General features: G+C 62.9%; 19 protein-coding genes. 7 read left to right on the top strand and 12 right to left on the bottom strand.

The annotated features are described in order from the left end of the window. Positions 1–114: 114 nt before the first annotated feature. The 3 genes from SKA58_RS02655 to SKA58_RS02645 are packed head-to-tail and all read right to left on the bottom strand — an operon-like array spanning position 115 to position 2,547. On the bottom strand, positions 115–918 hold the full coding sequence (locus SKA58_RS02655) for a LytR/AlgR family response regulator transcription factor (protein WP_009820797.1): 804 nt from the start codon (positions 916–918) through the stop codon (positions 115–117). After that, the gene (locus SKA58_RS02650) at positions 915–2,021 is read right to left on the bottom strand and encodes a sensor histidine kinase (RefSeq protein WP_009820796.1); all 1,107 of its coding nucleotides are present in this window, start codon (positions 2,019–2,021) and stop codon (positions 915–917) included. Before SKA58_RS02650 ends, SKA58_RS02655 begins: the two co-directional genes overlap by 4 nt. A gap of 43 nt (positions 2,022–2,064) precedes the next feature. Continuing rightward, positions 2,065–2,547: a winged helix-turn-helix transcriptional regulator gene (locus tag SKA58_RS02645; protein WP_009820795.1), complete on the bottom strand. Its 483-nt coding sequence runs from the start codon at positions 2,545–2,547 to the stop codon at positions 2,065–2,067. A 110-nt stretch (positions 2,548–2,657) separates the two neighbouring features. On the opposite strand from SKA58_RS02645, the gene SKA58_RS02640 reads away from it, so the two are divergent. The 5 genes from SKA58_RS02640 (at position 2,658) to SKA58_RS02620 (ending at position 10,060) form a co-directional block, all read left to right on the top strand. Then, positions 2,658–4,763 (top strand): RelA/SpoT family protein, encoded by a 2,106-nt coding sequence (locus SKA58_RS02640; RefSeq protein ID WP_009820794.1) that lies wholly within the window; start codon positions 2,658–2,660, stop codon positions 4,761–4,763. Between the two features lie 335 nt (positions 4,764–5,098). Then, positions 5,099–7,318, top strand: coding sequence for a hypothetical protein (locus tag SKA58_RS02635; RefSeq protein ID WP_009820793.1), 2,220 nt, complete (start codon positions 5,099–5,101; stop codon positions 7,316–7,318). Between the two features lie 712 nt (positions 7,319–8,030). Continuing rightward, positions 8,031–8,546, top strand: coding sequence for a 50S ribosomal protein L10 (gene rplJ, locus SKA58_RS02630; protein ID WP_037542042.1), 516 nt, complete (start codon positions 8,031–8,033; stop codon positions 8,544–8,546). 69 nt (positions 8,547–8,615) lie between these two features. Next, complete coding sequence (rplL, locus tag SKA58_RS02625; protein ID WP_009820791.1) at positions 8,616–8,993, top strand: 50S ribosomal protein L7/L12; 378 nt, start codon at positions 8,616–8,618, stop codon at positions 8,991–8,993. Positions 8,994–9,163: 170 nt separating this feature from the next. Next, positions 9,164–10,060 (top strand): tyrosine recombinase XerC, encoded by an 897-nt coding sequence (locus SKA58_RS02620; protein ID WP_037542475.1) that lies wholly within the window; start codon positions 9,164–9,166, stop codon positions 10,058–10,060. A gap of 5 nt (positions 10,061–10,065) precedes the next feature. Here SKA58_RS02620 and SKA58_RS02615 read toward each other — a convergent pair whose 3' ends face one another. The 4 genes from SKA58_RS02615 to rsmI form a co-directional block, all read right to left on the bottom strand. After that, positions 10,066–10,665 (bottom strand): DedA family protein, encoded by a 600-nt coding sequence (locus SKA58_RS02615; RefSeq protein WP_009820789.1) that lies wholly within the window; start codon positions 10,663–10,665, stop codon positions 10,066–10,068. Positions 10,666–10,726: 61 nt separating this feature from the next. Then, a complete protein-coding gene (gene gshB, locus SKA58_RS02610) occupies positions 10,727–11,701 on the bottom strand; it encodes a glutathione synthase (RefSeq protein WP_009820788.1) in 975 nt (324 codons plus the stop codon). A gap of 46 nt (positions 11,702–11,747) precedes the next feature. Then, positions 11,748–12,101, bottom strand: a complete 354-nt coding sequence (locus SKA58_RS02605; protein WP_009820787.1) for a YraN family protein — start codon at positions 12,099–12,101, stop codon at positions 11,748–11,750. Then, the gene (gene rsmI / locus SKA58_RS02600; protein ID WP_009820786.1) at positions 12,098–12,940 is read right to left on the bottom strand and encodes a 16S rRNA (cytidine(1402)-2'-O)-methyltransferase; all 843 of its coding nucleotides are present in this window, start codon (positions 12,938–12,940) and stop codon (positions 12,098–12,100) included. The genes SKA58_RS02605 and rsmI overlap by 4 nt, the downstream gene beginning before the upstream one ends. A gap of 11 nt (positions 12,941–12,951) precedes the next feature. Here rsmI and SKA58_RS02595 point away from each other — a divergent pair, with 11 nt between their 5' ends. Both SKA58_RS02595 and SKA58_RS02590 read left to right on the top strand, forming a co-directional pair. Next, entirely contained in the window at positions 12,952–14,157 is a 1,206-nt protein-coding gene (locus SKA58_RS02595) for a penicillin-binding protein activator (RefSeq protein WP_009820785.1), read from the top strand. Between the two features lie 75 nt (positions 14,158–14,232). Further along, positions 14,233–15,459 carry a dicarboxylate/amino acid:cation symporter gene (locus SKA58_RS02590; RefSeq protein WP_009820784.1) on the top strand — a complete coding sequence of 409 codons (1,227 nt, stop codon included), beginning with the start codon at positions 14,233–14,235 and terminating at the stop codon, positions 15,457–15,459. A 10-nt stretch (positions 15,460–15,469) separates the two neighbouring features. Here the strand turns inward: SKA58_RS02590 and SKA58_RS02585 are convergent, their stop codons facing one another. The 5 genes from SKA58_RS02585 to SKA58_RS20210 form a co-directional block, all read right to left on the bottom strand. After that, positions 15,470–16,078, bottom strand: coding sequence for a peptidylprolyl isomerase (locus SKA58_RS02585; protein ID WP_009820783.1), 609 nt, complete (start codon positions 16,076–16,078; stop codon positions 15,470–15,472). A gap of 42 nt (positions 16,079–16,120) precedes the next feature. Next, positions 16,121–17,521 (bottom strand): chromosomal replication initiator protein DnaA, encoded by a 1,401-nt coding sequence (gene dnaA / locus SKA58_RS02580; RefSeq protein ID WP_009820782.1) that lies wholly within the window; start codon positions 17,519–17,521, stop codon positions 16,121–16,123. A gap of 408 nt (positions 17,522–17,929) precedes the next feature. Then, positions 17,930–18,193 (bottom strand): 30S ribosomal protein S20, encoded by a 264-nt coding sequence (gene rpsT / locus SKA58_RS02575; protein WP_009820781.1) that lies wholly within the window; start codon positions 18,191–18,193, stop codon positions 17,930–17,932. A 117-nt stretch (positions 18,194–18,310) separates the two neighbouring features. Beyond that, positions 18,311–19,123, bottom strand: coding sequence for a bifunctional DNA-formamidopyrimidine glycosylase/DNA-(apurinic or apyrimidinic site) lyase (gene mutM / locus SKA58_RS02570; protein ID WP_009820780.1), 813 nt, complete (start codon positions 19,121–19,123; stop codon positions 18,311–18,313). A gap of 17 nt (positions 19,124–19,140) precedes the next feature. Then, on the bottom strand, positions 19,141–19,552 hold a 412-nt coding region (locus tag SKA58_RS20210), incomplete at its 5' end, for a trehalase family glycosidase (RefSeq protein WP_269572083.1).

Below are 19,552 nucleotides of genomic sequence, written 5' to 3'. Positions count from 1 at the left end.
CCCAGCCCGTCATGCCGGGCTTGACCCGGCATCCCGCTCTTCCTCGCACAGATGCACGCAAACAAAAGGACCCACGCGGTCACGGACATACCGCGCCGCCCAGCGCGTCCTCGCTCAATGCACGAAGCGCGCCACCACGTCGCGATAGGAGCGGCTGACCTTCACCTGCGCGCCGCTTTCCAGCACCAGGAAACATTCGCCATTGGTGTGGGGCTTGACCTGCCGTACCTGGCTCAGATTGACGATGGTGGAGCGGTGGACACGCTGGAAATTGCGCGGGTCGAGCCGTTTTTCCAGGTCCTTCATCGTTTCGCGCAGAATCAGCGAATTGTCGGCGGTGTAGATGCACATATAGTCGCCGGCCGCGTCGATGCGCTCGATCGAATCCACATCGACGCGGAAAATCTGGCCGCGATCCTTGATGTTGATGAGCTTTTCAAAGCGATTGGACGCAGGCGCGCCATCCTCGCTCGCGGCGAAATCGGTCATCGCCTGGGGCGCGACCTCAGCCAGCACCTCACGCAGCTTTTCGACCTCCTGCCCCTGCCGCTTTTCGGTCAGGCGCTGGCGCACGCGGTCGAGCGCGTCAGCCAGGCGCCCTTCCTCCACCGGCTTCATCAGATAATCGACCGCCTGCGCCTCGAACGCGCGGATCGCATGGTCGCTATAGGCGGTGACGAAGATGAACAGGGGCGGCTCCACCTCCATCATGCCCTGAACGACGGAAAAGCCGTCAAAGCCGGGCATCTGGATATCGAGGAACACAAGGTCGGGTTTATGCGTCTTGATGGCGCGGATGGCTTCGCGGCCGTTGGTGCAGGTTTCGACGATTTCGACATCCTCATGCGCTTGCAGACGCAGGGCCAGCCCCTGAATGGCCAGGCTTTCGTCGTCGACGAGGATTGTTCTGATGGTCATGCGGCGACTTTCGATCTTTCATCCATGTTAAGCGGAATTTCGATGATGACCGAAAATCCGCCCGGCGTGGAACGCGTTTCAAAGCGCTGTCGTTCCCCGAAGGCCTGAATTAACCGGTCCCGGATGTTCGGCAGGCCAACACCTGTTCCCTCGCTCATGGGAATGTGCGGCTTGATGGCGCCATCGTTCAATCCCGGCCCGGTGTCCGATACGATGATCCGGACATTATCCCCGGCAGGTTGCGCCGTGACCGTGATATCGGCCCCTTCCTCCTTGGGCGTGACCGCATATTTGATCGCGTTTTCGACCAGCGGCTGCAGCAGCAGCGATGGCAGGCGCGCATGCGACACGGCGGGATCGATCACGAAGGCCGGGCGCAGCCGCTCCTCAAAGCGCATCTTCTCGATCTCCAGATACAGCTTGAGCGTTTCCACTTCCTGCGCGATCGTCACCTGCGCGGTCGGTTCGTTGATCAGCGTGTAGCGCAGGAAAGACGACAGGCGCGACAGCATCGCATTGGCCCTGTCGGTTTGCTTCAGAAGCACCAGCGTCGATATGCTGTTGAGCGTGTTGAACAGGAAATGGGGATTGAGCTGATAGCGCAGCATCGCCAGCTGCGCGCTCGACGCCTGGGTTTCCAGGCGCGTAAGCTGGTCCGCCTGCTCCTCCACCGTCAGATAGAAATTGATCGCATAATAAAGCGCTGACCATGCGCCGATCAGCGTCACCGACAGATAGAAGGCGCCCAGGAACAGCTGCACGCCCGCCGTGTCGCCGCTGCGGTTCTGCGTGGAAAAGACCCAGGCGTCGATGAACGCCACCAGCGCCGCGGCCAGCACCACGGTCAGGATCGACACGCCCCAGGTGACGATCGGCCGTTGCTTGAGCAGATAACGGAACGCCACCGCTATCAGCAGCGTCACAGAATAGCCTGTGACCGTGGAGATCAGCACCGGGATCAGGCTGGAAAAGGATTGCCCGTTCGCGATGGTCGACGAACCACGCAGCAGAAATGCGCCGGCCCATCCCAGCGATTGCAGGTTCCAGAAGGCGCGGTTCTTGTCAGCGAAAAAGGGCTGGGGCTGGATGCGGGTCACGGACATGGGACCCATGCCTATGCCATTATCGCCTGGTCGGGAAGCCGGCTCACGCAGCGGCGGCCGGTTCCTCAGCCATGGGCGTCACTTCGTCGGGACACAGCCACACCAGGTCGGCCAGTTCCAGTGTGCGTCCGTCCTGCGCCTGAATCGCGATGGGGCGGATCGGCTGCCCGTCGCGCTTGTCGGCCAGCACCTGGCACGCCTGCGTCCCGCAGCCCCAGCGTTCGCCCCATTGGCGCAGCGCCACCATGGCGGGGGCCAGATCCTGCCCCTTTGGCGTCAGGCGATATTCCACCTTGCGCCGGTCGCATTGCATCGGCTGGCGCACCAATATGCCGTTTTCCACCAGCCGGGCGAGCCGGTTGGCCAGGATGTTGCGGGCGATGCCCAGAGTCGACTGGAATTCCTCGAAATGGCGGATGCCCGACAGCGCGCCGCGCAGGATGAGGAAGGACCAGCGCTCTCCCATCATCTCCAGCGCGCTGGGCAGCGCGCATTGTTCCAGATCCTGTGCCAGATTATGTTTCATCTGTCCCACATATAGCGCAAAGCAACACCCGTTGCAAAATCGCCACCTTATTATCGCAACATGGCGTTTTTTTGTTGCACGACAAGAGGGTTCCAACACAATCGGCGGCGATGCTGCGTCAATATGAACTTGTCGAACGGGTAAAGCGCTACGATCCGGAAGCGGATGAGGCGATGATCAACCGCGCCTATGTCTTTTCGGTCCAGAAACATGGCTCGCAGAAGCGCGCCAGCGGCGACCCCTATTTCAGTCACCCGATCGAAGTCGCCGGCATCCTCACCGATTTCAACCTCGACGATCAGACCATCGTCACCGCCCTCCTCCACGACACGATCGAGGATACGCTCGTCACCTATGACGAGATAGAGAGCGCCTTTGGCCCCGACGTCGCCCGCATGGTCGATGGCGTGACCAAGCTCTCCAAGATCGAGGCGATGTCCGAAAATGAGCGGGCGGCCGAAAATCTGCGCAAGTTCCTGCTCGCCATGTCCGACGATATTCGCGTGCTGCTGGTCAAGCTTGCCGATCGCCTGCACAATATGCGCACGCTGCACTTCATCAAGAATGAGGCCAAGCGCCGCCGCATCGCGCGCGAAACCATGGATATCTACGCCCCGCTGGCCGAGCGGATCGGCATGTACGACTTCATGCGCGAAATGCAGCTGCTCGCCTTTCGCGAGCTGGAGCCCGAAGCCTATGACAGCATCACCCGCCGCCTCGAACATCTGAAGGAAGGCGGCCATGACAAGGTCGATCGCATCGGCGCGGAGCTGCAATTGCTGCTGGGCGGCAACGACCTGTCCGTCACCGTGTCGGGCCGCGAGAAACACCCCTATTCCATCTGGCGCAAGATGCAGGAGCGCCACATCAGCTTTGAACAGCTGACCGATGTCATGGCGTTCCGCGTCATCACCGACAGCCCGGCCGATTGCTACCGCGCGCTCGGCATCATCCACCAGACCTTCAAGATGGTGCCCGGCCGGTTCAAGGATTATATCTCCACGCCCAAGCGCAACGGCTATCGCTCGCTCCACACCACCGTCATCCATCAGGACAATGCCCGCATAGAGGTGCAGATTCGCAGCCGCGCGATGCACAGCGACGCCGAACTCGGCCTTGCCGCCCACTGGGCCTACAAGCAGAAGGGCGACGCGACCGATCATCACGCCGCCTGGCTGCGCGACCTGGTCGAGATTCTTGAACAGAGCCAGGATGCGGACGAGCTGCTCGAACATACCCGCATGGCGATGTATCAGGACCGCATCTTCGCCTTCACCCCCAAGGGCGAGCTGCACCAGCTGCCCAAGGGCTCCACCCCGGTCGATTTCGCCTATGCCGTCCACACCAGCCTTGGCAACCAGACCGTGGGGGCCAAGGTCAACGGCCGCGTCGTGCCGCTGCGCACCTCGCTCGACAATGGCGACCAGGTCGAAATATTGAAGTCGGAGGGGCAGGAGCCGCAGCCCGGCTGGCTCTCCTTCGCCATCACGGGCAAGGCGCGCGCCGCCATTCGCCGCTTCATCCGCCAGAAACAGCGCGGGGAAGAAATCAAGCTGGGTGAGAAACTCTATGAGGAAATCATCGGCCGCTTCCCTGCCGATCTTGCCAGTGAACTGGGCGACAAGGCGCTCAATGCCGCGCTCAAGCGGTTGAAGCTGGAGGACCGCGCGGCGCTGATGGTCGCCATCGCCACCCACCGCGTGCTCGACCATGAAGTGATGGAGGCGCTGGTCCCCGGCTCCACCAGCGCGCAGGGGATGGAGGAAGCCCATCCGCGCCAGCATGAACCCGTGTCGATCCGCGGCCTCACCCCCGGCATCGCCTATAATCTGGGCGATTGCTGCCACCCCGTGCCCGGCGACCGCATCGTGGGCGTGCGCCGCACCGGCGAACCGATCGAGGTCCACACCATCGACTGCCGCTCGCTGGAGGTGGAGCAGGATGACGACTGGGTCGATTTGAGCTGGGACAGCAAGTCCAAGGGCGGCACCGCCCGCCTCTCCGTCATCGTCAAGAACCAGCCCGGCGCGCTCGCCGCCGTCGCCAATGTCTTCGGCGCGACCAAGGCGAACATCCTCAACCTCCAGCTCGTCAACCGCGAAGGCCCCTTCCACACCGACGTCATCGACCTGGAAGTGGCCGACGCCCAGCATCTGATGCGGATATTGTCGGCGCTACGGGCGATCGATGTGGTGGTGCAGGCGGATCGGGTTTGAGGGGGGGGGCTGCTTTGCGTCCATTCCTACAGAGCAATTGAGATTTCCGGATGCTCCGAAGTGGACGTTCGCGGCAGGAGCTATACTAACGGACTGGGACCCTCTGCTAGGTCCGCTTTGGAGCAACGACAGCTAGATAGCTGACATCCCAGCTGCGAGGTAATATGTTCTCACGCCGCCCTAACCACAAGGTAGGTGGATGTTCTATCGGGTGCAGCAGACGGAACGGCGATCGTAGCGGGGAATAAGAGATGCCGAAATCGCGGGGGCGAAAGCCCAAAAGGGGAGTTGCAGCCCGGACATCTAGTAATCCGAATAAGATAGTCTTTCAGAAGATGAATTTCAGCATCGGGGAGCGACACGAGGAGTTTAAGCAGGCCGTCCTTAAATCCGCCCTCGAGGATGTTGAGAAATATCCGGCCCTTCTTGATCAACTGTTTGGTGTCCTGAAAGAGCGCATGCCGGAAAGCGTCGTATCGACGTTCGCCTTTTACGGCACTCGCGCGGCGATAAACAACAAAGGCGAAACCCGGACGCTAACCAAAGGTATCGAGCAACATCACATCGAGCTGCTTCAGGGCATGGCTCTCACCTTACCAGTCGTCCAATGGGGCAAAGCTCCTTCCACGGCCGACGTTTTGCAGACTTTGTTCGATAGCGTGCCGCAGATATCCGATACGATTTTCAAACGCCGCCTGATCGCTGAAGCAGACGAAGTGAATGACGGCCAAAAAGCCCTAATGGCGCTTCAGGAGAAAATCAGGCTGCACACACAGGCGGTCAGAAACTGGGGATATTTCAGCGAGGTCAAACAGATTTGCCGCGAGTTGTACGCGTCGCTGGACGCCAAACTAGAGGCGGCGGCGGGATATACCTTTAGTGATATTCTCGACGTGTCCGAGAGCGTCCTGACGACGATCGAGCAGCGCGGTGACGGGTACATGGATGCTTTGAAGCGGGTGCTCAGCGCGCGAGATGGCAAGACTATGATTGAGAGCTATTTCCGTGAGTTCCCTGATCTCGTCGGCACTCCAGAGGACTTGCTCGATGTGATACCAGAAGGAACTTCGCGAGAAGGTGTTATGGGCTTCTTGATGTCGCATGCGGACCTGCGGCATTCAGCGAATATGTCCGTTACCGCCGCTGAGATCGCCTCGATTACGGATAAGGAAGAAGAACGGGTCGAGCGCATTTTGCGGATGCTCTCAATCGAACCAGGAGAACTCGCAGACCATAAAATCGAACACATGTTTCTCTCAAATCCGGTCTGGGCCCGCCCAGGAATTTATCTGCGTGGCGAGTATATGTTCGTTATGCCGCAGGCGATCTTCAGCCACATTAATGAGATCATGTGGAATGTCGCGATCTCGGCGAAGATTGAAAGCGATCTGTCGGATCGTCGTGCAACCTATCTCGAAGACAAAACGGAATCAGTGATCCGGTCGGTCCTGCCTACGGCAGCAATCACAAAAAATGCAAAATGGATAGTCGGCGGTCAACAGTTCGAAACCGATATCATCGCCGTCGTCGACAAAACAGTGTTCATCGCAGAAGCGAAATCTCATCGATTGACGCCTCAGGGGCTGCGGGGCGCGCCCGACCGACTTAAGCGCCATTTGAACGACATGGTCGTCGCACCCTCCATTCAATCCGAGCGTTTGGCCAAGCACATCGTCGCGGCTCGCGCGGGCGATGCGGACAGCCTCAGAATTACGCAGTCTCTCAGTCTGGATGCAGAAAAGGTTGATCAGATCATTCGGATATCGCTGACGCTCGACGACCTGTCGGTTCTTAGTTCATCGGAAGAAGAGCTGGAGAAAGCCGGGCTCATTCCCGACGGGCACAATCTGGCTCCAGCGATGCATATCGCCGACCTGTGTTGCATCGCCGATATCCTCGAAGAGGAGATTCCGTTCCTCCATTATTTTTCAGAGCGCTTCCACTTCCAGAAGCATTTTGAAATTTTCGGAGACGAGCTGGATTTCCTAGGCGTCTATTTGTCCACAGGCTTCAATCTCGGGGCGGAGCAAGAAGATTTTCATCGTCTAATGGTGTCGGGGATGTCTGGCACAATCGATCGGTATTATAACGCGCGCGACGCCGGAATTCAGCTGAGGAAACCCGCGCCGACGATCCACCGAAGCTACAAAGAAATCATAGACAAGCTGGCGCGGACGAAGCCTGACGGATGGACCACTATGGGCATTTTCATCCTCAGCTCCGCAAGCCCCGAGGAGCAGCCGAAGGTCGAGCGTGGACTGAACAGGCTCAGGCAATCGGTCATGCGCAAAAAAACGAAATCGGGCCATGATTGCTTCATGGAGATCTTGCCGCCCCTCAATCGTAAGGCAACGGTCGGCTTCTATGTCCATCAGGCGGCGCATGCCAACCTGCGGCGCGAGCATATGGAGCATTTTGCGGCGGAAGCGCTGGAGCGCGACGATGCCGCGAGCTGTGTCCTGTTCGCCAAAAATACTGATAACTGGTCTTCGCCTTACGAAGCCGTGTTGCTCGTACAGCGGCGTGAGAGAGTCGAGCCGGAGATTAAAAGCTGACGAATCGCAAGCGCGGGGCCGAATGCCTCGCCGGAATCGTGTCCGAGCAGGTTGTGTGTCATGATGCTTCGACCGCATTAATGCAGCCGCATTCCTTACCAACCTCATCGAACCATCAGCTGAGTCGCCTATTCCCCTTCCAAAATAGGAGTTCCTCTGGTCTATCCTTGTCGATGGACCGGCCCGCCGCCTTGCCCCTTTTTCTCCCGCCGCGCGCGCCCGCATGTCTCGCAGACAGGTGTCGCTTCGTGGTCGCCTTGTGGTCGCTTCATGGTCGCGTCGCTTCCGGTTTTTCCCTGTTTTGCGTCGACAAAGCCCGACGACACTGTGAACTTCGTAGGAAAGATTTCGCCGCCCCCTTTCGGCCCACGCGTCCCACGCCCCGCCCCCGCGCCAGATTTGGCGTGACATTGCCGGCCGCTTTCGCTAAGGGCGCACCCGCAGGCCATGGCAGCGATGCCGTCGGCCTTCCGTCCGAGACAGTCGGTGAAGGGAATATGCCCTTCTTAATGCCCGGCCTAGACGGGGAAAAGCTCTTTACCGGACGGGCGCTCGCCCGATTCGGGTCTGCCTGTTCCTTTTGGGGGTCCAGGCCGGTTGATCTCTCCCCTTCGGACTTTGTGCCCCGTGCGCCCATCCGGCGTGCGGGTTTTGAGCCGTCCTGGCGCGGGCCTTCACCGGCGCTGCGCGGGACATGAAGTGGAGTAATGGCATGGATCGTAATCAGAAAGCTGAGGTCGTTTCCGCGCTGAACGCAGAGCTGGCAGAAGTTGGCGTGGTCGTCGTGACCCGCAACCTCGGCATGACCGTCGCCCAGTCGACCGTCCTGCGCCAGAAGATGCGCGACGCCGGTGCGTCCTACAAGGTTACGAAGAACCGCCTCGCCCGCATCGCCCTTGATGGCACCGCCTATACCGCGCTGAGCGACATGCTCACCGGTCCGGTCGGCCTCGCCACCTCGGTCGATCCGGTCGCCGCCGCCAAGGTTGCGATCGATTTCGCCAAGACCAACGACAAGCTTGAGATCGTTGGCGGTGCGATGGGCGAAGTGCTGCTCGATGCGGAGGGCGTCAAGGCGCTCGCATCGATGCCGTCGCTGGATGAACTGCGTGCAAAGCTGGTCGGCCTTCTGGTCGCGCCCGCTACCAAGCTCGCAACCGTCACCCAGGCGCCGGCCGCGCAGCTCGCGCGTGTCTTCAACGCCTATGCGGAGAAGGAAGCGGCATAAGCCGTTCGCCCTCCGATTTTTTGACCCAAATCTGACGGGGCGCATCGCCCCAAATAAGGAACTGAACACATGGCAGACATCAACGCTCTGGTCGACCAGCTTTCGGCCCTCACCGTCCTCGAAGCCGCCGAGCTGTCCAAGGCTCTGGAAGAAAAGTGGGGCGTTTCGGCCGCCGCTGCCGTCGCCGTTGCCGGCCCCGCCGCTGGCGCCCCGGCCGCTGCCGCTGAAGAAGTGAAGGACGAATTCGACGTCGTCCTGACCGGCGACGGTGGCAAGAAGATCAACGTCATCAAGGAAGTCCGCGCCATCACGGGCCTCGGCCTGACCGAAGCCAAGGCGCTGGTCGAAGGCGCGCCGAAGGCCGTCAAGGAAGGCGTGAACAAGGAAGAAGCCGAAAAGCTCAAGAAGCAGCTGGAAGAAGCCGGCGCGACCGTCGAGCTGAAGTAATCGGCCAGGCGTTCGCGAGGGGGCATTCCTCCTTGCGGACGCGCCGATCCGGCCTTTGCGCCGGAGCAGGAAGGGGCGGCGCCATCACGGCGCTGCCCTTTTCGCTTTCATGGGGGCACGCGATTCGCATGTTCCCTTCCCGCCCCGCCTCCCTTATCCTGGCGCGGCCCATGTCCGCCTCCTCCGCCCTCATCGACCGCTGGCGCGCCCATCTCGCCCTCGACCGCCGCCGCTCGGTCCACACCGTCCGTGCCTATCAGGCCACCGCCGAAAGGCTGGTCGCCTTCCTGGAACAGCATCGGGGCGAGGCGGTGACGCAGGCGATGCTGGCAAGCCTGGAACAGGCCGATCTGCGCGCCTTCCTCACCAGCCGGCGCATGGATGGCATCGGCAACCTCTCCGCCGCCCGCGAGCTTTCGGCGGTCCGCGGCTTCCTCCGGTTCGTCGGCGGTGAGGATGCCAGGCCGCCCCGGCTCAAGGGACCCAGGGTGAAGCGCGGCCTCCCCCGCCCCGTCTCCCCCGACGAAGCCATGGCGCTCGCTGCCGACATCGCCGAAACCGCCCGTGAAGGCTGGATCGGCGCCCGTGATTGGGCAGTGCTGCTGCTGCTCTACGGCGCGGGGCTGCGGATTGGCGAGGCCATGGGCCTCACTGGCGCCGTCTGGCCGCTGGGCGACACGCTGCGCGTCACCGGCAAGCGCGGCAAGACCCGGCTCGTCCCCCTGCTGCCGCAACTGCGCGCCGCCATCGAAAGCTACGTCGCTGCCTGCCCCTACCCGCTGGAGCGCGACGCCCCGCTGTTTCGCGGCGCGCGCGGCGGCCCGCTCTCCCCAGCATTGATCCGCCGCGCCGTACAAGGCGCGCGGGGACGCCTCGGCCTGTCGGAGCGCACCACGCCCCACGCCCTGCGCCACAGCTTCGCCACACATCTGCTGGGTCGCGGCGCGGATTTGCGCAGCCTGCAGGAACTGCTCGGCCACGCCAGCTTGTCGTCCACGCAAATTTACACCCAGGTCGATGCCGCCCACCTGCTCGACATCTACCGCAACGCCCATCCTCGCGCCTGACCCCGTCAGCCGCGCGGCCGCCAGGTCGCCAGACGCCAAAGATAGAAGATCACGGCACCGATCACGCATACCGTCGCCGCCGGCCCCAGATAGCGGTCGATATCCTGGAAATGCCGCCCCAGCGCAAAGCCGGCATAGGCTAGGATGATGTTCCAGATCAGCGCCCCACCCGCCGTCCACAACAGGAAGCGGATATGGCCCATGCGAAACAGGCCGGCGGGCAGGGATATCATCGTGCGGAACGCCGGCAGGAAGCGGAAGACGAAGACGACGACCTGGCCATATTTGCCGAACAGGCGATCCAGCGCCTCGACATCGCGCCATTCCAGCGTCGCCCAGCGGCCATAACGATCGACCAGCGGCTTCAACCGCTCGAACCCCAACATATGCCCGACCAGATACCAGAAATAATTGCCGATCGTCGTGCCAATCGTCCCGGCCAGCAGCAGCCACTCCATCGCCATCCGCCCCTGCCCGACGCGGATGCCACCAATGCCCATGATGAGTTCGGACGGAATGGGCGGGAAGACATTTTCCAGCACCATTAGCAAACCGATGCCCCAATAACCGCCCGCATCGATCAGGCGCAGAACCCAGTCGGTCATGTCAGCGGCTCATTGTCTGGAAAAGGATCACGGCGGCTTAACGCGCCAACCGCTGGTCCGTTCAGTCTGCCGCCCGCGCCGCCAGCCGCGCGTCGATCGCATCCCAGATCATGCCGCCGGTGTCGGTGCCGTCGAACGCCTCGATCGATACGATGCCGGTGGGCGAGGTGACGTTGATTTCGGTCAGCCACTCGCCCCCGATCACGTCGATGCCCACAAACAGCAGCCCGCGCGCCTTGAGCTCCGGCCCAAGAGCCGCGCAGATTTCCCGCTCCTTGTTCGTGAGTTCGGTCTTGGCCGCCGATCCCCCAACCGCCAGGTTCGACCGGATTTCGCCCTTGCCCGGTATGCGGTTGACCGCGCCCATCACCTCGCCATCGACCAGCACGATGCGCTTGTCCCCTTGCGCGACGCCTGGGATGAAGGCCTGCACCATGAAGGGTTCAACCCACTTTTCCTTGAACAGTTCGACCAGCGAGGACAGGTTTGCGCCATTCGCGCCGACATGGAATACGGCCACGCCGCCATTGCCGTAAAGCGGCTTCACCACGATCTCCCCATGTTCGGCCAGGAAGCTTTTTACTTCTGCCAAGTCCCGGGTGATCATGGTGGGTGGCATGAAGCGCGCATAATCGAGCACGAACAGCTTTTCGGGCGCATCGCGCACGCTGGCCGGATCATTGACCACCAGAGTTTCGGCCTGCACCCGCTCCAGCAAATGGGTCGCGGTGATGTAGCTCAGGTCAAAGGGAGGGTCCTGCCGCATCAGCACGACATCGACGTCGCGGCCCATATCCAGCGTTTCCCAGTCGCCCAACGCGAAATGATCCCCGGCAACCTTCTGCACCTTCACCGGACGCGCCTTCGCAAGCACCCGGCCGTCGCGATAGGTCAGGTCGGGCGCGAGATAGTGATAGAGTTTGTGCCCGCGCGCCTGCCCCGACAGCATGATGTGAAAGGTCGAATCGCCGGTGATGTTGATGCCTTCCATCGGGTCCATCTGCACCGCGACGGTCAGGGGGTTAAACTCAATCATTTCCGAACACCTTCCACTCAGGAGAACAGGACGCGCCGGGCGGCCGTCACCCCCCATGCCAGACATTGGCCAGATGGCGTGGCGGTCGGCCCGGCGCAAGAAGGATCACGTCTATTCGCATGTCGTCACCCGGCTTCGCCAAGTCGTGCCAGAGGATTTCGGCCGCCGCCGCCACCCGCGCCAGGCGGCGTTCGTCAATCGCCATGTCCAGTTCCGCAGCGGTCGCCCTCGCCTTCACCTCGACAAAGGCGAGCATCGCGCCGCGCCGCGCCACCAGATCCACTTCGCCCGCGCGCGTCCGCATACGGCGGCCGACGATCTGCCACCCTTTGAGCCGCAGCCACCAGGCGGCGATGCGCTCCCCCTGTCGCCCGCGCTGTTCGGCCTGGGCGCGGCTCATCCCTTGAGGTCCATCGCCCGATCATAGAGGGTCCGGCGATCCAGCCCGAACTTCTTCGCGACCTCGCCAGCGGCTTTCGACACGGGCAGGCGCGTCATTGCCTCCAGCAGGGCGGCGTCGGCATCCTCGGCACTGGCAGGCGGCGCATCCCCGGGCGGACCTACGATGACCACGATTTCGCCCTTGGGCGGCGCGTCGGCGTAGCGCATGGAGAGGGCGGTAAGCGTGCCCGTCGCCGTTTCTTCGAATGTCTTGCTGATTTCCCTACTGACGGCCGCATCCCGATCACCCAGATGCGCGGCCATGGCCGACAGGCTGTCGGACAGGCGTGGCCCGCTTTCATAGAAGACCAGCGTCGCGCGGAGCGCCGCCACTTCGTCCAGCGCGTCGCCGCGCGCCTTGGCCTTGGACGGGAGGAAGCCCATGAAAAGAAAGCGATCGGTCGGCAGTCCCGACAAGGTGAGGGCCGCGATCACCGCGCTGGGGCCGGGCAGCGTCGTCACCTTGCGTCCCGCCGCCCGCGCGTCCCGCACCAGCTTATACCCCGGATCGGAAATGAGCGGGGTCCCCGCATCCGACAGCAGCGCCACCGATTCGCTCGCCATCCGGTCGATCAGACGCTGGCGCACATGGTCGGCGCTGTGGTCGTGATAGGGCAGCATCGGCCGGTCGGACCCGGCATGACGCAGCAGGCGGGCGCTAACCCGCGTATCTTCGACCGCGACCACGTCAGCCCGCCGCAATATCTCGGCCGCGCGCGGGGTCAGGTCTCCAAGGTTGCCGATCGGCCCCGCGACGATGTAAAGCCCGGGCTCCAGCCCAGAAAGTTCAGTTTCCATAAGGACGCCAGATGACAGAGACGGATGCCCCCCGGCAAGCGAACATCTTCGCTTCGATGAAGCGCGGTGCGCGCGTCGCCTTCATGGGCGCGGCCCTGTTCCTGGCCGCCTGTCAGTCGATCGTGCCCAAGGGACCGGCCCCCACCGCGCCCACGGCGCCCACGCGGCCGACCACGCCCGAAGTCGTCCAGGGATTGCCCACCGACACCGCCCGCCACCGCGTGGCGCTGCTCGTGCCGATGAGTGGCGCCAATGCAGGAGTAGGGCAATCGATCGCCAACGCTACAACGCTGGCGTTGCTCGATACCAAGACCGACAAAGTGCGCATCACCACCTATGACACCGCGCTGGGCGCGGCGGCCGCGGTGAACAAGGCGCTGGCCGATGGCAACCGCCTGATCCTGGGGCCGTTGCTGGCGGAAGACGCGCGGGTCGTCGGGCCGATCGCGGCGCGGGCCAACGTGCCGGTCATCAGCTTTTCCAATGACAGCAGCGTCGCCGGCAATGGCGTCTATATCATGGGCTACAACCCCAACCAGTCGATCGAGCGGGTGGTCGACTTCGCCAAGTCAAAGGGCCTGAGTCAGTTCGGCGCGCTTGTGCCGCGCGGCACCTATGGCGAGCGAGCCGGCAACGCGATGCTGCGCGCGGTCGAGCAGGCGGGCGGCACCGTCGTGTCGATGCAGACTTTCGACCGGTCTGCGGGATCGATCGCCGCAGCGGTCAAGGCTTTGCAGGCCTCCTCCAGCTATGATGCGCTGCTGATCGCCGATTCCGGGCGCGTCGCGTTGCAGGTTGCGCCGATCCTGCGCAAGAATGGCGGCGGCAGCGCGCGATTGCTGGGCACGGAATTGTGGAATGCGGAGCCATCGCTCGCCAGCAATCCGGCGCTGCGCGGTGCATGGTTCGCCAGCGTGTCGGATGGCCTCTATCGCCAACTCGTCGCCAAATATCGCGCCCGTTACGGATCAGCTCCGTTCCGCCTGTCGTCGCTGGGCTATGATGCGGTGTTGCTGACCGTGCGAATTGCGCAGCAGTGGAACGCCGGCGCGCCCTTCCCCGCCGCCCGGCTGCGCGACGCGGGAGGATTTTCCGGTATCGACGGCGCATTCCGCTTCACCCGCACGGGGGTCGCCGAACGGGCGCTGGAAGTGTCGGAAGTCGGCGCGGGCAATTTCACTGTCATCGATCCGGCCCCGCGCAGCTTTGGCGAGTGAATTGCAGCTGGCGGCTTGCGCGCTTCCGATCCGCTTCCGGCTATATGCCAGCCCTGACCGGAAAGAGTTGACCCCATGTCGCTGACCGTCCGCATCCTCATTGCCCTGGTCGCCGGGCTGGTCTGTGGCATCGCCATCGCCGAATGGGGCGGCGCCTGGGACGCCGCGATCGTCGGCGTGGCGCAACCGATTGGCAAGGCGTGGCTTGGCGGATTGCAGATGCCGCTCATCCCGCTGATCTTCGCTCTGTTGGTGACAGGCATCGCGCAGGCGGCGACCACAGCGCGCAACAACGGCCTTGCTGGGCGGGCGATCGGCCTGTTTGCAATTCTGCTGGTCGGGGCGGCAAGCGTCGCAGCACTGACCGGGCCGCTTCTTCTGACGCTCTGGCCAGTCCCGGAAGGCGCGGTCGGCGCGCTGGTTGGCGCGGGACCAGTGAGCGAGGTCCCGGACGTGCGGCCGTCGGCCGAGTGGCTGCTGGGCTTCATTCCCGTCAATCCGCTCAAGTCGGCAGCCGATGGGCAAGTGGTGGCGATCGTGTTGTTCGCGTTGATATTCGGCTTTGCGGTGACCCGGATCGCGGCGGAACGGCGCGCGCAGCTGACTGGCTTTTTCCAGGCGCTGGCCGACGCGCTGCTCGTGGTGGTGAACTGGGTCTTGTGGCTCGCCCCGCTGGGCGTGTTCGCGCTGGCGCTGGTCGCGGGCGCGCGATCGGGCCTCGCCACCGCCGGAGCATTGTTGCACTATATCCTGTTCATCGTGGCCTTGTGCCTGCTGGTGACGCTGCTCGTCTATCCACTCGCGGTCCTGCTTGGCCGAATCGGCGTCGGCCGTTTCGCCCGCGCTGTGTTCCCAGCCCAAGCCATCGCCTTTTCCACGCAGAGCTCGATCGCGTCGCTGCCCGCGATGATTCAGGCAAGCGACGGCGCGCTGGCGGTGCGGGAAACGAGCCGGTCCATCGTCCTGCCGCTGGCGATTTCCCTGTTTCGTATCACCAGCCCGCCCGCCAATCTGGGCGTAGCCCTCTATGTCGCCGCCATGAATGGCGTCGATCTGGGCGCGACGCAGTTGGTCCTGGGCGTGCTCGTGGCGGCAGTGGTCAGCCTGGCGGCGGTTGGCTTGCCGAGCCAGATCACCTTCTTCACGACCACCGGCCCCATCTGCCTTGCCATGGGCGTGCCCGTCGAGGCACTGCCTCTCTTGCTGGCGGTCGAGACGGTGCCCGACATCTTCCGCACTGTCGGCAATGTCACCGCCGACATGGCCGTTGCACGCATCCTGGACCAGCGCGCTGCCGACTGACGGGCACTTGTCAGGGCGTGCGACGCACGCTGAGGATCTTGACGGGTGTTTCGAGCATCTGGCCTTTCATGACGCCTTCGCCTTTGGTCGGCGATTTAGGCGCGATGAGGATCGCCTTTATTACGTCCAGCCCCTCCACCACATGGGCGAAGACCGCAAATCCCTGATTGTCGCCGGACGCGTCTGGATGAGCGTCCATCGACGGCATCCGCCCCAACACGACGAAAAAGTCGCCGGTCGCGCTGCCCGGCGCATAACGCGCCATTGAGAGCGCCCCTTCATCATGGACCAGACCCGTCTGGGTGGTGGGTTCATGCGCAATCGGCGGCAATATGCGCTTGGGGTCATTCTGCGCGCCGCCTTGCACGAAACCATAATCGGCAGCCCCGACGCCGCGGTAGAAGGCTGTGCCGTCGAGCCGCTTCTGATCGACATATTTCAGGAAGTTGGCTGCGGTGACAGGCGCCTTTCCACTGTGCACTGCAATGACAACGGGCCCCTGCTCCGTCAGCATTGTTACCCGCACATCGGCGGGATCGGCTGGGGGCGCTGATGTCTGCGCGGACGCAGGCGCGATGGACAGGAGGGCGGCGAGGATCAGGGCAAGCTGGCGAATCATACCGATAGCCTAGCCGATCAGGCGCGACGCGCCAGAGGGGCTTTAGCCCTCCAGCAAACGCTGCAATGCACGGACATCGGCATCCATGTCCGGGCTGGTTTCGCGGAGCGCTTCAATCGTCCGCACCGCGTGGATCACGGTGCTGTGGTCACGCCCCCCGAAGATACGGCCGATTTCCGGCAGCGAACGCGGCGTCATCTTCTTGGCAAGATACATGGCCACCTGACGCGGACGGGCGACGGCCCGAGCGCGGCGCTTAGAGCGCATTTCCGCCGGATCGATCTTGAAATGCGCGGCGCAGGCCTTCTGGATTTCATCCACGGTGATGCGGCGGGCATTGGCGCGAACAGCATCGGCCAGCATCTGCTGGGCAAAATCGAGATCGACCGCGCGCCCGGTCAACTGGCCATAAGCGACCAGCTTGTTGAAGGCGCCTTCCAGTTCGCGCACGTTTGACCGGATCGAGCGGGCGAGGAAATCGATCACCATGTCGGGGACAATCATATCGCCGGCCAGAGCGCGTTTTGATTCGAGGATGGCGAGACGCAGGTCGAGATCGGCAGGGCGGATATCCGCCACCAGGCCACCGGCCAGGCGCGAGAGGATACGCGCGTCGATCGATTCGAGCATCTGCGGCGCACGGTCGGCGGTGACGACGATGCGCGCGCCGCTATCGATCAGGTCATTGATCGTGTGAAGAAATTCCTCCTGCGTCGATCCCTTGCCCGCGATGAATTGGATATCGTCGATCAGCAGCAGACGCGCGGCCCGTAGGCGCGCCTTGAACGCCATCGTTTCGTTGGCACGCATCGCATTCACAAATTCCATCATGAAGCGTTCGGCCGACATATAGAGAACCGGGGCCTTCGGCGAATGCGCGGAGAAAGCCGCGGCGATACCGTGCAACAAATGGGTCTTGCCCTGTCCCGTGCCGCCATGAATGAACAGCGGCGTGAAACGGGGTTGGGCCTCACCCGCCATCGCCTGTGCGGCGGACCAGGCCAGCCGGTTCGTATCGCCGACGACGAAATCGTCAAGCCGGTGGCGCGGCTGGAAGTTCGACGCCACGATCGCCTCTTCCATCACGGGTTCGGTTTGGATGGACGGCGCGACCTCCAGCAGGCGAGGCCCACAAGCGTCCGGCGCGCGGCGCACACGCACTTCGCGCACCCCGACCCCGGCGCTGCGCCAGGCCATGCGCAAGCGATCGCCAAACTGGCCCGACACGAAATTCGCGCTGAAGTCAGTGGCGACCAGCAGGTCGAGAGTCTGCGATTCGGGGCAATAGTCGCCAAGACGCGCCGGCTTTAGCCATTGGTCGAACAGGCGCGCGCCGACGTCACGGCGCAGACCGGTCCGGATCACGCTCCAGGCAGAATCCAGGCCGGTGCCATTCTCACTGTCCGTTGCCTGACGTTCCACCAAAGCTGCCCCGACTTTCATACGCTAAGCGACCCCCGAGATCAGTCAGAACGGCGCAGGAATAGCTATTCAGAAAAGCCATTACTTTTCCGACCATCATGCATCGTCTGACCTAATGACGACCGCCTCAAAAACGATTCGAGCGGCGGCCGGAGGAGCAAAATAGACAGGCGCGCTTCGCCGGATCAAGGCCGGAACACTTCAAAAAAATGAAATAAAGCCGTTGACTCGGCAAAGCCGCGGAAAAGGCCAACTTGGCATTTTATCACGATATTTCAGTTATTTATTTAGTCACAATCCTGCCGAATCCGGTCGAATCGCAGGATTTGCGCGTGTCTGGCCGATGACAACAATGTGACGTAAAAACGAAAGGCCCGCTCCGGCCATCCGGAGCGGGCTCTGATGTTCGTTATTCCCTTGCGGGGGGTGTCAGGCGATCGCGCTGACGGCCTTGGTCAGGCGGCCGAACTTGCGAGCGGCGGTGTTCTTGTGCAGCACGCCACGTGCAACGCCACGCGCCAGTTCAGGCTGAACGGTCTGCAGCGCAGTGGTGGCGGCGTCCTTGTCGCCAGCAACGATGGCGGCTTCCACCTTCTTCACCAGGGTGCGGATCCGGCTGATGCGGGCGCCATTGATTGCGGCGCGACGCTCGTTGCGACGGATGCGCTTCTTGGCTTGCGGCGTATTGGCCATTCTATTCCTCGGTTCTCGTCAAATCTCGGGAAGAGGCCCGCCGAAAATGCCGACATGCCTCGTGAAGGTGCGCCCCTTACAGAGTATCGGGGCAGGCGTCAACGGATTCGGACACGGCTATTTCTGGCATGTGGGGCAATAAAAGGTCGACCGACCGCCATCGACGCGCCGCCGGACCGTGCCGCCGCATGGGCAGGGTTCCCCTTCCCTGCCGTAGACGCGCCATTGCTTGGAAAAATAGCCCAGTTCTCCGTCAGGCCGCGCATAATCGCGCAAGGTCGACCCGCCAGCCGTAATGGCGGCGGTCAGCACGGTACGAATCGCCTCCACCAAAAGCGCCAGACGGGCCGCGCCGATTCGCCCTGCTGCCCGAGTGGGGGCGATGCCGGCCATGTTGAGCGCTTCACAAACATAGATGTTGCCGAGACCCGCCACGATGCGCTGGTCCAGCAGCGCCGCCTTGATCGAGGTTGCCCTGCCTTTCAACGCTGTGGCCAGCATTGCCGGCGAAAAATCATCACCCAGGGGCTCGGGTCCCATGCGGGTGAAAGGCGCATAGCCGGTCCAGGCGTCAGCGCGCACCAGATCAAGCGATCCGAACCGACGAGGATCGTTGAGCGAGAGAATCCGGCCCTGATCGGTTTCGACCAGCAGATGATCATGGGCGCCAATCTCCGCCGGATCGATCCGCCAACGCCCCGACATGCCGAGGTGAAAGATCATCATGTCACCCCGGTCGGTTTCGATAAGGCCATATTTGGCGCGCCGCGACAGGCCGGTCACAATGGCGCCCGTCATGCGTTGGCGCAAATCGACCGGAATGGGAAAGCGCAGGTCGGCGCGGCGCGGCTCGACGCGCGTGAGCCGGCTTCCCTGCAAGACTGAGCGCAGGCCCGCCACGGTGGTTTCTACTTCGGGAAGTTCAGGCATGAGCCGTTATGTAGGCGCTAGCGTCCCGCCGCAACAGAGGCATCCGGAGCAAGATCCGGCCAGCGGGCGATCAGGGCCGCGGTCACGCCATTGGTCCACCCGAAGCCGTCCTGCAGCGGATATTCGCCCCCGCCGCCCGGCTTGCGGTCTTCGACATCATATTTTTCCAGCATCTTGCCGGTCTCACGGAAGGCCGCGTCCACCGTCGATATCCAACGGCGGGCTATGTCTCTGGCAAGCGACGGATGGCCCGCGCGCGCCAGTCCGTCGATCGCCACCCATTGCAGGGGCGCCCAGCCATTGGGGCTGTCCCATTGCTGCCCTGTCGTAAGCCGGGTCGTACGCAGGCCGCCCTCCCCGACGAGCTGATCGCGCGTGAGCCGGGCAACGGCATCGGCCTGGGCTTTGGTGGACAGGCCGACGAACAGG

Source organism: Sphingomonas sp. SKA58, assembly GCF_000153545.1.
Taxonomy (GTDB): domain Bacteria; phylum Pseudomonadota; class Alphaproteobacteria; order Sphingomonadales; family Sphingomonadaceae; genus Sphingobium; species Sphingobium soli.
The sequence above is the reverse complement of the archived record's forward strand: the minus strand, read 5'-3'. Positions and strand labels throughout refer to the sequence as shown.

Excerpts from the sequence above, each read along its gene's own strand:
- SKA58_RS02655 (WP_009820797.1), bottom strand. The coding sequence starts at position 918 with ATGACCATCAGAACAATCCTCGTCGACGACGAAAGCCTGGCCATTCAG.
- SKA58_RS02650 (WP_009820796.1), bottom strand. The coding sequence starts at position 2,021 with ATGTCCGTGACCCGCATCCAGCCCCAGCCCTTTTTCGCTGACAAGAAC.
- SKA58_RS02645 (WP_009820795.1), bottom strand. The coding sequence starts at position 2,547 with ATGAAACATAATCTGGCACAGGATCTGGAACAATGCGCGCTGCCCAGC.
- SKA58_RS02640 (WP_009820794.1), top strand. The coding sequence starts at position 2,658 with ATGCTGCGTCAATATGAACTTGTCGAACGGGTAAAGCGCTACGATCCG.
- SKA58_RS02635 (WP_009820793.1), top strand. The coding sequence starts at position 5,099 with ATGAATTTCAGCATCGGGGAGCGACACGAGGAGTTTAAGCAGGCCGTC.
- rplJ (WP_037542042.1), top strand. The coding sequence starts at position 8,031 with ATGGATCGTAATCAGAAAGCTGAGGTCGTTTCCGCGCTGAACGCAGAG.
- rplL (WP_009820791.1), top strand. The coding sequence starts at position 8,616 with ATGGCAGACATCAACGCTCTGGTCGACCAGCTTTCGGCCCTCACCGTC.
- SKA58_RS02620 (WP_037542475.1), top strand. The coding sequence starts at position 9,164 with ATGTCCGCCTCCTCCGCCCTCATCGACCGCTGGCGCGCCCATCTCGCC.
- SKA58_RS02615 (WP_009820789.1), bottom strand. The coding sequence starts at position 10,665 with ATGACCGACTGGGTTCTGCGCCTGATCGATGCGGGCGGTTATTGGGGC.
- gshB (WP_009820788.1), bottom strand. The coding sequence starts at position 11,701 with ATGATTGAGTTTAACCCCCTGACCGTCGCGGTGCAGATGGACCCGATG.
- SKA58_RS02605 (WP_009820787.1), bottom strand. The coding sequence starts at position 12,101 with ATGAGCCGCGCCCAGGCCGAACAGCGCGGGCGACAGGGGGAGCGCATC.
- rsmI (WP_009820786.1), bottom strand. The coding sequence starts at position 12,940 with ATGGAAACTGAACTTTCTGGGCTGGAGCCCGGGCTTTACATCGTCGCG.
- SKA58_RS02595 (WP_009820785.1), top strand. The coding sequence starts at position 12,952 with ATGACAGAGACGGATGCCCCCCGGCAAGCGAACATCTTCGCTTCGATG.
- SKA58_RS02590 (WP_009820784.1), top strand. The coding sequence starts at position 14,233 with ATGTCGCTGACCGTCCGCATCCTCATTGCCCTGGTCGCCGGGCTGGTC.
- SKA58_RS02585 (WP_009820783.1), bottom strand. The coding sequence starts at position 16,078 with ATGATTCGCCAGCTTGCCCTGATCCTCGCCGCCCTCCTGTCCATCGCG.
- dnaA (WP_009820782.1), bottom strand. The coding sequence starts at position 17,521 with ATGAAAGTCGGGGCAGCTTTGGTGGAACGTCAGGCAACGGACAGTGAG.
- rpsT (WP_009820781.1), bottom strand. The coding sequence starts at position 18,193 with ATGGCCAATACGCCGCAAGCCAAGAAGCGCATCCGTCGCAACGAGCGT.
- mutM (WP_009820780.1), bottom strand. The coding sequence starts at position 19,123 with ATGCCTGAACTTCCCGAAGTAGAAACCACCGTGGCGGGCCTGCGCTCA.